Annotated in this window: 11 protein-coding genes; 5 read left to right on the top strand and 6 right to left on the bottom strand. The window is 72.2% G+C overall.

The window, feature by feature from the left end; all coding sequences use genetic code 11:
- Window positions 1-166: 166 nt before the first annotated feature.
- Window positions 167-1,312 carry an SMI1/KNR4 family protein gene (locus tag ACF053_RS29090; RefSeq protein ID WP_391956726.1) on the top strand — a complete coding sequence of 382 codons (1,146 nt, stop codon included), beginning with the start codon at window positions 167-169 and terminating at the stop codon, window positions 1,310-1,312.
- A gap of 246 nt (window positions 1,313-1,558) precedes the next feature.
- On the opposite strand, the gene ACF053_RS29085 is transcribed toward ACF053_RS29090, so the two are convergent.
- On the bottom strand, window positions 1,559-2,716 hold the full coding sequence (locus tag ACF053_RS29085; protein WP_058944833.1) for an acyl-CoA dehydrogenase: 1,158 nt from the start codon (window positions 2,714-2,716) through the stop codon (window positions 1,559-1,561).
- Between the two features lie 197 nt (window positions 2,717-2,913).
- On the opposite strand from ACF053_RS29085, the gene ACF053_RS29080 reads away from it, so the two are divergent.
- A complete protein-coding gene (locus ACF053_RS29080; RefSeq protein ID WP_391956725.1) occupies window positions 2,914-4,257 on the top strand; it encodes a UDP-glucose dehydrogenase family protein in 1,344 nt (447 codons plus the stop codon).
- Between the two features lie 315 nt (window positions 4,258-4,572).
- Here the strand turns inward: ACF053_RS29080 and ACF053_RS29075 are convergent, their stop codons facing one another.
- The 3 genes from ACF053_RS29075 to ACF053_RS29065 are packed head-to-tail and all read right to left on the bottom strand — an operon-like array spanning window position 4,573 to window position 7,428.
- Window positions 4,573-5,766 (bottom strand): dipeptidase, encoded by a 1,194-nt coding sequence (locus ACF053_RS29075; RefSeq protein WP_391956724.1) that lies wholly within the window; start codon window positions 5,764-5,766, stop codon window positions 4,573-4,575.
- On the bottom strand, window positions 5,763-6,260 hold the full coding sequence (purE, locus tag ACF053_RS29070; protein WP_391956762.1) for a 5-(carboxyamino)imidazole ribonucleotide mutase: 498 nt from the start codon (window positions 6,258-6,260) through the stop codon (window positions 5,763-5,765). The genes ACF053_RS29075 and purE overlap by 4 nt, the downstream gene beginning before the upstream one ends.
- A 28-nt stretch (window positions 6,261-6,288) precedes the next feature.
- Entirely contained in the window at window positions 6,289-7,428 is a 1,140-nt protein-coding gene (locus ACF053_RS29065; RefSeq protein ID WP_391956723.1) for a 5-(carboxyamino)imidazole ribonucleotide synthase, read from the bottom strand.
- Window positions 7,429-7,636: 208 nt separating this feature from the next.
- Between ACF053_RS29065 and ACF053_RS29060 the strand changes: the two genes are divergently transcribed.
- Complete coding sequence (locus ACF053_RS29060; protein WP_391956722.1) at window positions 7,637-8,191, top strand: GtrA family protein; 555 nt, start codon at window positions 7,637-7,639, stop codon at window positions 8,189-8,191.
- 109 nt (window positions 8,192-8,300) lie between these two features.
- Here the strand turns inward: ACF053_RS29060 and ACF053_RS29055 are convergent, their stop codons facing one another.
- Together ACF053_RS29055 and ACF053_RS29050 are read right to left on the bottom strand one after the other, a co-directional pair.
- Window positions 8,301-9,572: an ATP-binding protein gene (locus ACF053_RS29055; RefSeq protein WP_391956721.1), complete on the bottom strand. Its 1,272-nt coding sequence runs from the start codon at window positions 9,570-9,572 to the stop codon at window positions 8,301-8,303.
- 12 nt (window positions 9,573-9,584) lie between these two features.
- Window positions 9,585-10,265 (bottom strand): response regulator transcription factor, encoded by a 681-nt coding sequence (locus ACF053_RS29050; RefSeq protein WP_391956720.1) that lies wholly within the window; start codon window positions 10,263-10,265, stop codon window positions 9,585-9,587.
- 412 nt (window positions 10,266-10,677) lie between these two features.
- On the opposite strand from ACF053_RS29050, the gene ACF053_RS29045 reads away from it, so the two are divergent.
- Window positions 10,678-12,177, top strand: a complete 1,500-nt coding sequence (locus ACF053_RS29045; protein WP_391956719.1) for a peptide MFS transporter — start codon at window positions 10,678-10,680, stop codon at window positions 12,175-12,177.
- Between the two features lie 196 nt (window positions 12,178-12,373).
- On the top strand, window positions 12,374-13,516 hold the full coding sequence (locus ACF053_RS29040) for an LCP family protein (protein ID WP_391956718.1): 1,143 nt from the start codon (window positions 12,374-12,376) through the stop codon (window positions 13,514-13,516).
- Window positions 13,517-13,727 lie beyond the last annotated feature (211 nt).

The following is a 13,727-nucleotide window of genomic DNA, read 5'->3' as shown; positions in this document are numbered from 1 at the left end:
GCCTCTTCGAGTTGGCCACCGATCGGGTGGATGCGACTGAGCGCTTCTGTGTCGAGTGGGCGGCTGCAGGGTCCACTCGAGCTTGCCGGCCTGAACGCCAACCCGGCGGCAAGGCCGGTGAGCGACGATCAAGCTGTTGTCAGCCGCTGGCCCTATGGTCGGCCTTATGACATCAGGCCAGGTCCAGGACTCATGGACTCGCATCGACGCGTGGCTACGCGAGCACGCGCCCCGCACTTTCGCCACGCTTCGGCCGCCCGCAGGAGACGAGGAGATCGCAGCAGCGCAACAGGAACTGGGGGTCACCTTTCCTCCGGACCTGGTCGCTTCACTCCACCGGCACGACGGGGCGCTGGAGGGACCTGAGGCCTTCCGGTTCAGTACGGGCGACCGGCTGCTCGGAGTGAGCGGAATCCTCGGGGACACCGGGTTCATGCGCGGTATCGACCAGGGCCTCGACGGGGAGACCGAGGGCTACTGGCTTCACGACTACGTGAAGTTCGGTTCTTACGACGTGACGTCGGACGGTCTTCTGATGGATTGCCGCACTGAGCGCGACTCCTTCGGTGCGATCGGACGGTTCTTCGACGAGACCGGCACCAGATTCGGGCAGGCCGACTCGCTGGGTGGGTACCTGGCCGAACTGGCCGACACGCTTGAGCGCGGCCAGGAGGCTGGTGTCGTCACCTTCAACGGCCGACTGTTCTGGGAGGCGCCTCTGCCTGCCAGGCCGCAGCACAGTGGCGACGAGCCCCTTCCTGCACCGGATGAGCAGTTGCCAGAGCTGGACCTGTCCCACCGTCCCACCGACCTCCTCCACGTGAGCCACCTGGACGGACACGAGGAACTCGGGGCACTGATCGCAGTCCTGCCGTATGAGCGGGTGGTTGAGGCCGCGCGGAAGCAACTGCGCAGACTGGCGGTCGAAACGGGGCTGAACGACTACCCGGAGGTCAGGGCAGCCCTGGACGCGTGGGAACGTGGTGTGGCCCTACCGCGGCCGGACCAAACCGGCCCGCTCGCCTTGCGACTCCGCGCGGTGCTCGCACAGGCCGACACCGGCCGAGACGTCACTCGCAGGTGGGCCGCGGAGAAGATAGCCCTCGGGCTCTGGGGATCCCCCTACAGATCCGTGTGCGAGAGCGCGGAGACCCGGAGCCACTTCACTCTCGACTGGCGTGCGGATCTGCATGCGGACTTGGGCAATCCGCCACTGCCACCGGTACCTGACGACCGATTTTGGGGGGCGCTGCGCAACCCCGCCATCGACTCCAGCTGGTACGCGGCTCAGTACACCCAAGATCAGGACTGACCCCAGGGGCCGTGGAAGGGCTCACTCCCGACCAGGTCACGCCGCGTCCCACGCCCTACACCGCCCGACCGAGCGGGCTGGGAGACAGAGAACCCCCCGCGCCTTCGAGGCGCGGGGGGTTCCACACGGCCGGGGAAACGACTTCCCCGGCATGGCGCCCGGGAACGTGGCTGGCGGAACGGACCGGGAACCGATCACAGCTCCGGGAGCAGCCACCCGACGGCGCCGCGGCCTGCGAAGACCCCGCTACGGCAGGTTGCGGGCCATGACGATGCGCTGGACCTGGTTCGTGCCCTCGTAGATCTGGGTGATCTTGGCGTCGCGCATCATGCGCTCGACCGGGTAGTCACGGGTGTAGCCGTAGCCGCCGAGCAGCTGGACGGCGTCCGTGGTGACCTCCATGGCGATGTCCGAGGCGAAGCACTTCGCCGCCGCGCCCAGGTAGGTCAGGTCGGCGTCGACGCGCTCGGAGGCCGCGGCCGCCTGGTACGTGAGGGCGCGGGCCGCGGAGATCTTCATCGCCATGTCGGCGAGCATGAACTGCACGCCCTGGAAGTCGGCGATCGGCTTGCCGAACTGCTTGCGCTCCTGGACGTAGCCCTTGGCGTAGTCCAGGGCGCCCTGGGCGATGCCGAGGGCCTGGGCCGCGATGGTGATGCGGGTGTGGTCCAGGGTCTTCATCGCGGTGGCGAAGCCGGTGCCCTCCTCGCCGATCATGCGGTCGGCGGGGATGCGGACGTTGTCGAGGTAGACCTCGCGCGTCGGGGAGCCCTTGATGCCGAGCTTCTTCTCCGGGGCGCCGAAGGAGACGCCCTCGTCGCCCTTCTCGACGACGAAGGCGCTGATGCCCTTGGAGCGCTTGGTCGGGTCGGTGACGGCCATGACCGTGTAGTACTCGGAGACGCCCGCGTTGGTGATCCAGCGCTTGACGCCGTTGAGGACCCAGAAGTCACCGTCGCGCACCGCGCGGGTCTTCATCCCGGCGGCGTCGGAACCGGCGTCCGGCTCGGAGAGGCAGTAGGAGAACATCGCGTCGCCCTTGGCGAGCGGGCCCAGGTACTTCTTCTTCAGCTCCTCGGAGCCGGAGAGGATCACCGGAAGGGAGCCGAGCTTGTTCACCGCCGGGATCAGCGAGGACGACGCGCAGACGCGGGCGACCTCCTCGATGACGATCACGGTCGCGAGGGCGTCGGCGCCGGCGCCGCCGTACGTCTCGGGGACGTGCACGGCCTGCAGGTCGGAGGCGACGAGCGCGTCCAGCGCCTCCTGCGGGAAGCGGGCCTCCTCGTCGACGGCGGCGGCGTGCGGCGCGATCTTCGCCTCGGCGAGCGAGCGGACGGTGTCCCGGAGCATGTCGTGCTCTTCGGACGGGCGGTACAGGTCGAAGTCAGGCGTTCCCGCCATGTCTGCGTCACTCCCCTGGGCTGCGGTGCTAACTACCGTTAAGTAACCCCAATTTTAGTAGTCCGCCACGGGCTCGGCATATGTGAGGATCACGTGAGCTTGCCGACAGCGGCAGGACCGCCGGAACCATGCCCCGGGCGGCGCCCGACTATGCTCAGGCACGCATTCCCGGCCCGTACAGCACTGGAGCAGCACACATGGCCCTGAAGATCACGGTGATCGGCACCGGCTACCTCGGCGCCACCCACGCAGCGGCCATGGCGGAACTCGGCTTCGACGTCCTCGGGCTCGACGTCGTCCCCGAGAAGATCGAGATGCTGGCCTCGGGCCGGGTCCCCATGTACGAGCCGGGGCTGGAGGAGCTGCTGCGGCGGCACGTCGTGGGCATGGAGGGCTCCACCGGGCGGCTGCGCTTCACCACCTCCTGGGAGGAGGTCGGCGACTTCGGCGACGTCCACTTCGTCTGCGTGAACACCCCGCAGAAGCAGGGCGAGTACGGCTGCGACATGAGCTACGTCGACGCGGCGTTCGGCGCGCTCGCCCCGCACCTGAGGAAGCCCGCCCTCGTCGTCGGCAAGTCGACCGTGCCGGTCGGCAGCGCCGAGCGGCTCTCCCGGCTCCTCGCCGAGCGGGCGCCCGCCGGCGCGGACGTGGAGCTGGCCTGGAACCCGGAGTTCCTTCGCGAGGGCTTCGCCGTGCGGGACACCCTGCACCCGGACCGGATCGTCGTCGGCGTCGAGAGCGGCCGTGCCGAGAAGCTGCTGCGCGAGGTGTACGCGGTGCCGGTCGGCGAGGGCTCGCCGTTCGTCGTCACCGACTTCCCCACGGCCGAGCTGGTGAAGACCGCCGCGAACTCCTTCCTCGCGACGAAGATCTCCTTCATCAACGCGATGGCGGAGGTCTGCGAGGCCGCCGGCGGCGACGTCGCCAAGCTGGCGGAGGCCATCGGTCACGACGAGCGGATCGGCGCCAAGTTCCTGCGCGCCGGCATCGGCTTCGGCGGCGGCTGCCTGCCCAAGGACATCCGCGCCTTCATGGCGCGCGCGGGCGAGCTCGGCGCCGACCAGGCGCTCACCTTCCTGCGGGAGATCGACTCCATCAACATGCGGCGGCGCGGGCAGATGGTCGGCATGGCGCGCGAGGCGCTCGGGGACGGAACGTTCCTGGGCAAGCGGGTCGCGGTGCTCGGCGCCGCGTTCAAGCCCGACTCGGACGACGTGCGCGACTCCCCCGCCCTCAACGTCGCCGGGCAGATCCACCTCCAGGGCGGCCAGGTCACCGTGTACGACCCGAAGGGCATGGACAACGCCCGCCGCGTCTTCCCGACCCTCGCCTACGCCGAGAGCGTCCTGGAGGCCGTGCGCGGCGCGGACGTGGTGCTGCACCTCACCGAGTGGAGCGAGTTCCGCGAGGTCGACCCGGAGGAGCTGGGCGCGGTCGTGAACGCCCGGATCATCCTGGACGGCCGCAACGCCCTGGACGCCGCCCGCTGGCGCGCCGCGGGCTGGACGTTCCGCGCGATGGGCCGCCCGCGGGCCTGAAGCCCCCCCCCCCCCCGGTCACCCGGCCGACGGCCCGCGGAGGGGTCGTGGTGGGTTGCCCCCGCAGGGGTCGGCGGCGTCACCCGGGTCACTTCTCCGGTACCCGAGGCCGCCGACCCCGAGGAGGTGACCCGCCGCGGCCCCTCCCCGCCCTCCGTCCGGCCCCCGGCACGGCGGCGCGCCGCCGCACGTCACGGCCCGCCCCACCCGCCACAGCCCGCCCCGGCGCGGCGGCGCGGCCACATGACGCGGCCCCCGGCACGCCGCCGGGGGCCGCGTCGCGTCCCTACGCCTTCCGTGTTCCGTACGGGCCGGTCAGCCGTCCAGGTCGGCCAGGGTCGCCGTGGAGGGCCCCCGACGGGACGCGGCGTCACGGGCGACCGCCTCCGCGTCGCGCAGGACCCGCACGGCGTTGCCCCAGGTCACCTTGGCCACGTCGGCGCGGGACCAGCGGCGGGCGAGGAGCTCGGCGACGAGGTTCGGGTACCCCGACACGTCGTCGAGACCGGCCGGGGTGAAGGCCGTGCCGTCGTAGTCGCCACCGATGCCGACGTGGTCGACGCCGGCGACGTCCCGCATGTGGTCGAGGTGGTCGGCGACCGTCGCGACCGTCGCGACGGGGCGCGGGTGCGCCTCCTCGAACGCCGCGTGCAGCCGCATCGCCTCCGGGGTGGTGTCCAGGTGGTGGAAGCCGTGCGCGCGCAGGTTCTCGTCGGCGCGGGCCGTCCACTCCACCGCGGCGGGCAGGATGAACTTCGGCACGAACGTCGCCATGGCGACGCCGCCGTTGCCGGGCAGCCGCTCCAGCACGTCGTCGGGGACGTTGCGCGGGTGGTCGCAGACCGCGCGGGCCGACGAGTGCGAGAAGACGACCGGCGCCTCGGTGGTGTCCAGCGCGTCGCGCATCGTCGTCGCGGCGACGTGCGAGAGGTCGACGAGCATGCCCAGCCGGTTCATCTCCCGCACGACCTCGCGGCCGAACGGGGACAGCCCGCCGACGGCCGGCACGTCGGTCGCCGAGTCGGCCCACGCGATGTTGTCGTTGTGCGTGAGCGTCATGTACCGCACGCCGAGCGCGTACAGGGCGCGCAGGGTGGCGAGGGAGTTGTTGATGGAGTGCCCGCCCTCGGCACCCTTCAGCGACGCGATGCGGCCCTGGGCGCGGGCCGCCTCCACGTCGTCCGCGGTCAGCGCGGGAGCCAGCTCCGCCGGGTGGCGGGCCAGCAGCCGGTCGACGCAGTCGATCTGCTCCAACGTGGCGCTGACCGCGTCGTCGCCGGCCATGTCGCTGCGCACGTACACCGACCAGAACTGGGCGCCCACCCGGCCCGCGCGCAGCCGCGGCAGGTCGGTGTGGAGCCGGCCGCGCTGGTCGGCGGCGACGTCGAGGAGGTCCAGGTCGTAGCCGGCCTTCTCGCGCAGCGCCCACGGCAGGTCGTTGTGGCCGTCGACGACGGGGTGCTCGGCGAGGAGGTCGAGGGCCTCGCCGAGGAGGCGGGCGGCGCTCACCGGGCGAAGCCGAAGGACGTGGAGCCCTCGACCTTCGCCCGCAGCCGCTTGCCCTTCTCCGTCGCCTGGTCGTTCAGCTCCTGCTGGAAGTCCTTCATCCGGGCCAGCAGGTCCGCGTCGTGCGCGGCGAGCATCCGCACCGCCAGCAGACCGGCGTTGCGCGCGCCGGCCACGGAGACCGTGGCGACGGGGACGCCGGCCGGCATCTGCACGATCGACAGGAGCGAGTCCATGCCGTCGAGGTACTTCAGCGGCACGGGCACGCCGATCACCGGCAGCGGCGTGACGGAGGCGAGCATGCCCGGCAGGTGCGCGGCGCCGCCGGCCCCCGCGATGACCGCCTTCAGACCGCGGTCGGCGGCCCGCTCGCCGTAGGCGACCATCTCGCGCGGCATGCGGTGGGCGGAGACGACGTCGACCTCGTACGGGATCTCGAACTCGTCGAGCGCCTGGGCGGCGGCCTCCATGACGGGCCAGTCGGAGTCCGAGCCCATGACGATGCCCACCAGCGGCCCGGGTGCGTTACTCAACGATCGTCCCTCGCAGGTATCCGGCGGCGTGGGCGGCGCGCTCCAGCACGTCGTCCAGGTCGTCGCCGTAGGTGTTGACGTGGCCGACCTTGCGGCCGGGCTTCACGTCCTTGCCGTACATGTGGATCTTCAGCTGCGGGTCCCTGGCCATGCAGTGCAGGTACGCCTGGTACATGTCCGGGTAGTCGCCGCCGAGGACGTTCGCCATGACCGTCCACCGCGCGCGGGGGCGCGGGTCGCCGAGGGGCAGGTCGAGGACGGCCCGCAGGTGGTTGGCGAACTGGGACGTGACCGCGCCGTCCTGGGTCCAGTGGCCGGAGTTGTGCGGGCGCATGGCGAGCTCGTTGACCAGGATGCGGCCGTCGCGGGTCTCGAACAGCTCGACGGCGAGGTGGCCGACGACGTCCAGCTCCCGCGCGATGCGCAGCGCCAGCTCCTGGGCCTGGCCGGCCAGCTCGGCCGACAGCTCCGGGGCGGGCGCGATCACCGTGTCGCACACGCCGTCGACCTGCCGGGACTCCACGACGGGGTACGCCACGGCCTGGCCGTGCGGGGAACGGACGACGTTCGCCGCGAGCTCGCGGACGAAGTCGACCTTCTCCTCGGCGAGGACCGGCACGCCGGCGAGGAAGGGGTCGCGCGCCTCGTCCTCCGAGCGGACGAACCACACGCCCTTGCCGTCGTACCCGCCGCGCACCGTCTTGAGGATGATCGGGAAGCCGTCGCCCTCCGCCGCGAACGCCGCGGCGTCGGCCGGGTCCGCGACGATGCGGTGGCGCGGGCAGGGCGCGCCGATCGCGTCGAGCTTCGCGCGCATCACGCCCTTGTCCTGGGCGTGCACCAAAGCGTCGGGCCCCGGACGGACGGGGATGCCGTCCGCCTCCAGGGCCCTGAGGTGCTCGGTGGGTACGTGCTCGTGGTCGAAGGTGATCACGTCGCACCCGCGCGCGAAGGCGCGCAGCGTGTCGAGGTCGCGGTAGTCGCCGATGACGACGTCGCTCACGACCTGCGCCGCTGAGTCCTGGGGGGTGTCACTGAGAAGCCTGAATCTGATGCCGAGGGGGATGCCCGCCTCGTGGGTCATACGGGCGAGCTGACCGCCGCCGACCATGCCGACTACCGGGAACGTCACCCTCCTAGGGTATCCGCCGGCCACGCGGACCCGGCACGGCGGGCAGCACGGCGGGCGGCGGGGGCGGCACGGGCGGCAGCAGGGCGTGCGGCGCGGTGGGCGGCACGGGCGGCGGCGCGGCATCCGGCGTCCGCGCGTCGCCGGGTGGGTGATGGTTAGCATGACCGGGTTGACGCATGCGACCGGCGGACGGGATTGAAAGATCATTATGAGTGAACAGAGCGCCCTGCGGGTGCGGCTGGAACAGCTCGTCCGTGAGATAGCGAAATTCGGTCTCGTCGGCGGTATCGGGCTGCTGGTGAACATGGCCGCCTTCAACGTGCTGCGCCAGACCACCGACCTGCCCGTCGTCCGGGCCAGCCTGCTGGCCACGGTGATCGCCATCGCGTGCAACTACGTCGGTTTCCGCCACTTCACCTATCGGGACCGGGACAAGACGCGGCGCACGCGTGAGGCGTCGTTGTTCTTCGCGTTCAGCGCCGCCGGAATGGTGATCGAGAACGGAATCCTCTACGCCGCGACCTACGGTTTCGGCTGGGACAGTCCGCTGCAGAACAACTTCTTCAAGTTCCTCGGGATCGGCATCGGGACGCTCTTCCGGTTCTGGTCGTACCGCACGTGGGTGTTCCGGACGATCCCGGGCGCCGGGGGCACGGCCGGGGCGGAGGACGGGGAGGCCGGGGCCGCCACGGCGGGCCCGGCGATCCTGGAGCAGCGGCGGCCCGAGGAGTCCCCGGCCCCGGTGGGCCCGCGCGTCCCCTGACCGGGGCGGTGGCCCCGCGAGCCCCCCGACCGGGACGGTGATCCCGCGCGTCCCCCGACCGGGGCGCCGCGACCCGGACGACCGGTGGGGCGCCCCCCGACGGTCGCCCCTAACGGATCGGGCGCTGCGGGCTCTCGTCGTCGCGGCGCGGCGACTCGCGGCTCAGGAACAGGGCGAACACGGCGGGCTTGAGCTGTACGAGCTCCAGCCGCCCGCCGTCCGCCTCGGCCAGGTCGCGGGCGACGGCCAGGCCGATGCCGGTGGAGTTGCGGCCGCTGATGGTCCGCTCGAAGATCCGCGCACCGAGGTCGGCGGGGACCCCGGGGCCCTCGTCGGTGACCTCGACGACGGCCTGGTTGCCGGTGACGCGGGTGCGCAGGGCGACCGTGCCGCCGCCGTGCATGAGCGAGTTCTCGATCAGCGCGGCCAGGACCTGGGCGACGGCGCCGGGGGTGCCGACGGCGCGCATGCCGGTGCGGCCGGAGCGGACGATCGCCCGGCCGGCGCTGCGGTAGGCGGGCCGCCACTCCTCGATCTGCTGCTTGACCACCTCGTCGAGGTCGAAGCCGACCGCGGAGCCCGTGCGCGGGTCGCGCGCGTTGGTGAGGAGGCGCTGGACGACGTCGGTGAGCCGCTCCACCTGGGCGAGGGCGATCGTCGCCTCCTCGCGGACCGTCTCCAGGTCGTCGGTGTCGGAGATCTCCTCCAGCCGCATCGACAGCGCGGTCAGCGGGGTGCGCAGCTGGTGGGAGGCGTCGGCGGCGAGCCTGCGCTCGGCGGTGAGCATCCGGGCGATGCGCTCGGCTGAGGCGTCGAGGACGTCGGCGACCCGGTCCAGCTCGGGCACCCCGTACCGCCGGTGCCGTGGCCGGGGGTCTCCCGAGCCGAGCCGCTCGGCGGTCTCGGCGAGGTCGGTGAGGGGCGACGCCAGCCGGTTGGCCTGCCGTACCGCGAGCAGGACGGCGGCGACGACCGCGAGCAGCGCGACCGCGCCGATGATCAGGAGCGTACGGCCGACCTCGCGGGTCACGGACGAGCGGGACTCCTCCACGACGACCCGTTCGCCGCGCTCCCCCACCGCGGTGCCGCGGATGACGCCGCCCTCGGGCCGGGTGCCGACCTCGACGGGCGGGCGGCCGGGGATCTCGATGCGGGCGTACCGGTCGGCGCCGCCGTGGTCGGAGAGGATGTCGGGGTCGACGGGCTCGCCGCCGACGAGGCGGCCGTCGACGATCCCGGCGAGCCGCATCGCCTCCAGCTCGACGCTCTCCTGGGCGCTGCTGGTGATGGTGCGGGTCTCGACGATGACGAGGGAGACCCCGAAGACGGAGATGACGACCAGGACCACGGCGAGCGTGGAGCTGATCAGGCGGCGGCGCACGGGGGGTCCGCCTCAGCTCTTCTCGAAGCGGAAGCCGACGCCGCGGACGGTCGCGATGTACCGGGGGTTCGCCGCGTCGTCACCGAGCTTCTTGCGCAGCCACGAGATGTGCATGTCGAGGGTCTTCGTGGACGACCACCAGGTGGTGTCCCAGACCTCGCGCATCAGCTGGTCGCGGGTGACGACCCGGCCGGCGTCCCGGACCAGGACGCGCAGCAGGTCGAACTCCTTGGCGGTGAGCTGGAGCTCCTCGTCGCCCATCCAGGCGCGGTGCGACTCGACGTCGATGCGCACGCCGTGCGTGGACGGCGGCTGCGGCGCGGGCTCGGCGGCGCCGCGCCGCAGCAGGGCGCGGACGCGGGCGAGCAGCTCGGCGAGGCGGAACGGCTTGGTGACGTAGTCGTCGGCGCCGGCGTCGAGGCCGACGACCGTGTCGACCTCGTCGGCGCGGGCCGTCAGGACGAGGATCGGCACGGTGTGCCCCTCGGAGCGGAGCCGGCGGGCGACCTCCAGCCCGTCCATGCCGGGCAGGCCCAGGTCGAGCACGACGAGGTCGACGGCGCCCTTCAGTCCGGTGTCGAGCGCGCTGGGTCCGTCCTCGCGCACCTCGACGTCGTACCCCTCGCGCCGCAGCGCGCGGGCCAGCGGCTCCGAGATCGATGCGTCGTCCTCGGCGAGCAGTACACGCGTCATGGAGTGATGGTAGTCCGCGTGGCGTGCGGGTCGTGGAGAGATCACGTCAAGATCGTCCGTACCAGGATGTCATCGATGGCATCCTGGCAATGACCTTCGAAACTGGGTGCGCGGTTCCTTCGCCGCCTGTGATCCATGTCTCAAGTCCTTCCATATGCCGCAGTGTCGTGGCGTATGGTGGCGAGACGCTTGTAGTAGGCAATCGGGGACCTTTGGCGGCATCACTCGTTGACGCCCCAAAGGTCTCTTTTCTGCTCGGCGTAGGAATGACCTGTCGGCCGGGCTCCGCCGCGTGACCACGCGACGGGGTGTGGATCCCGGCACGGCTGCGACCGTGCCGGTGCCGGCCGTCCCGGAGCGGGCGCCGGTCGCCCACGAAGCGACGAGCGTCCCGAACGAACAAGGATCGACCATGGCGTCCAGCCTGACGAAGGACTCGGCGAGCAGCCCCGTCACCGAGAAGACCTTCCTCGGCCACCCCCGCGGCTTGGCCAACCTCTTCATGACCGAGATGTGGGAGCGGTACAGCTACTACGGCATGCGCGCCCTGCTCGTGCTGTACCTGTCGGCCGAGGTGGCCGAAGGCGGTCTCGGGTTCGAGGACGCGACCGCCATCGCGATCTACTCCGTCTACAACGCGATGGTGTACCTGCTCGCCCTGCCGGGCGGCTGGTTCGGTGACCGCGTCTGGGGCGCCCGCAAGACGGTCGCGGTGTCCGGCACGATCATCATGGTCGGCCACTTCCTGCTGGCCCTGCCCACGACGGTGTCGTTCTTCATCGGCCTGGCGTTCATCGCCGCCGGTTCCGGACTGCTCAAGGCCAACATTTCCACGATGGTCGGCCACCTCTACCGGGACAAGAACGACCCGCGCCGCGACGGTGGCTTCACGATCTTCTACATGGGCATCAACGTCGGTGCCTTCGCCGCCCCGCTGACCATCGGCTGGGTCGGCCAGAAGGTCGACTGGCACTACGGCTTCGCCCTGGCCGGCGTGGGCATGGCCGTCGGCCTCGCCTTCTACTTCCTCGGCTTCCGCAACCTCGCGCCGGAGTCGAACCAGGTGCCGGCCCCGCTGTCGGAGACCGAGCGCGCGGGCATCATCAAGCGGGCCGTGATCTGGCTGGCCGTCGCCGCCGTCGCGTACGGGCTCGTCGGCCTGAGCGGCTCGTTCACGATCGACTGGGTGCTGTGGCCGCTGACGATCCTGGGCCTCGCCCTGCCGACGTACTACCTGGTGCGGGTGCGGCGTGACAGCGACCTGGAGCCGGTCGAGCGCACCCGGATGTCGGCGTACGTCTGGTTCTTCGTGGCCGCCGCCGCGTTCTGGGCGATCTACGACCAGACCGGTTCGACGCTGACGCTGTTCGCCAAGGACAACACCGAGGGCTCGCTGTTCGGCTTCGACTTCCCGTCGAGCTGGTTCCAGTCGCTGAACCCGCTGTACGTGATGGCGCTCGCGCCGGTCTTCGCCTGGCTGTGGGTGGCGCTCTCGCGCCGCGGCAAGGAGCCGAGCACGCTCAGCAAGTTCGCGACCGGTCTGCTCATGATCGGTGGCTCCTTCTTCGTGATGATGCTGGCGCAGACCGCTTCCGCGGGCGGCGTCAAGGTCACCCCGCTGTGGCTGTGCTCGGTCTACCTCATCCAGACCATCGGCGAGCTGACCCTCTCCCCCGTCGGCCTGTCCCTGACGACGAAGCTGGCCCCGGCCAAGTACGCGTCGCAGATGATGGGCGTCTGGTTCCTCGCCGTGACCGCCGGCTCGTCCGTCATCTCGCTCCTCCAGCTGGTGGGCGCGCCGACCGACACCGAGTGGTGGTTCGCCAGCCAGGGCGCCATCGCGATGGCCGGCGGCTTCGCGATCTTCATGTACCGCAAGCGGGTCCAGCCGCTGATGGGCGGCGTGCACTAGGGGGCGACCGCCACCCGGTCCTCGCGACCACGAGGGGCGCCGCACCGGTCCGGTGCGGCGCCCCTTCCGCATGCGCCCCCGCGCACGGCCCTCCCCGTGCCGCGGGGGGACGTTTATAGTTCACCGACCGGTCGGCCCGGGGGGGCCGTACGCGAGGGCGGGCCGGCGCGTCAGCACAGCACCAGGGGGGCCAGCGATGCCGGACACCGCACCGGACAGCAACGGGACGATCGACGGGGGCTCCGGCCCGGCGGAGGGCTCCCGCCCCACGACGGACACCGGTCCGGCGGCGCCGGAGCGGCGGGCCGGGCGGCCCGGCCGGCGCCGGCGCGCGTGGCGCGTCGCGGGCGCGGGGTGCGCGGTCGTCCTGCTCGGCGCGGCCGCGGCCGGCTGGTGGGCGTACACGAGCCTCGACGGCGCCCTCACGGGCGTCGACATCGGCCGCGCCCTGGGCGACGACCGGCCGCGGAAGGCGCCCGGCGCGCTCGGCGCGACGAACCTGCTGGTGCTCGGCTCGGACTCGCGGGCCGGTGACAACGCCGCGCTCGACGGCGGCGACGTGGGCGGCGCCCGCTCCGACACGGCGCTGGTGGTGCACGTGTCGGCGGACCGCACGGACGCGGTCGCGGTGAGCATCCCCCGCGACACCCTGGTGGACCGCCCTGCCTGCACCCGCCCGGGTGGCGGCGAGAGCGGGCCGGCGTCCCGGGTCATGTTCAACTCCGTGTACACGACGGGCGGCCCCGCCTGCGTGGTGAAGACCGTCGAGAAGATGTCGGGCGTCCGCATCGACCACCTCATGGAGATCGACTTCGCGGGCTTCAAGGAGCTCGTCGACGAGCTGGGCGGGGTGACCGTGGAGGTCCGCGAACCGATCCGCGACACCAAGGGCGGCTTCGCCCTGGAGCCGGGCACGCACCGGCTGGACGGCACCGAGTCGCTGAAGTTCGTCCGCACCCGCCACGGCTACCGCGACGGCAGCGACCTGGGCCGCATAGGACTCCAGCAGCAGTTCCTCACCTCCCTGCTGCGCGAGGTGCAGCGGCAGGACCTGCTCGGCAGCCCGGCCACGTCGTTCCGGATCGCCCGGTCGCTGACCGGTTCGCTGACGACCGACTCCGAGCTGGCCTCGCTCCCCGCGCTCGTCGAGTTCGGGCGGAGCATGCGCGGCATCGACCCGGCGTCCATGGACACGGTGATGCTGCCCGTCGCCTACGACCGGACCGACCCCAACCGCGTGGTCCCGGCGCAGCCGCAGGCGGACGAGGTGTGGCGGGCCCTGCGGGAGGACGCCCCCGTGCCGGCGTCGGCCCGGCGCTCCCCGGCGTCCGCGGGCTGACCCGACCGCCCGGCCCCGGGCCCGGACCGCGCACCCCCGCGCCCCACGCCCCGGCCGGCCCCCGCGTCGCGCCCCGGCCCTTCCCCACCGCCCTCGCGCCCCGCGCTCCGGACCCGCCGCCGCGCGCCGGGCGGGGCTGTCATCATGAACGCTTCGGCGGGCGAGAGCGGCACAGGGGGCGGGATGGTGACGGGGACGGGCGGTAGCGCGG

It is taken from the genome of Streptomyces kanasensis (genome assembly GCF_043077165.1).
Classification (GTDB): domain Bacteria; phylum Actinomycetota; class Actinomycetes; order Streptomycetales; family Streptomycetaceae; genus Streptomyces; species Streptomyces changanensis.
Note: the sequence above shows the minus strand (reverse complement) of the source record. Positions and strands in the feature narration are given on the sequence as shown.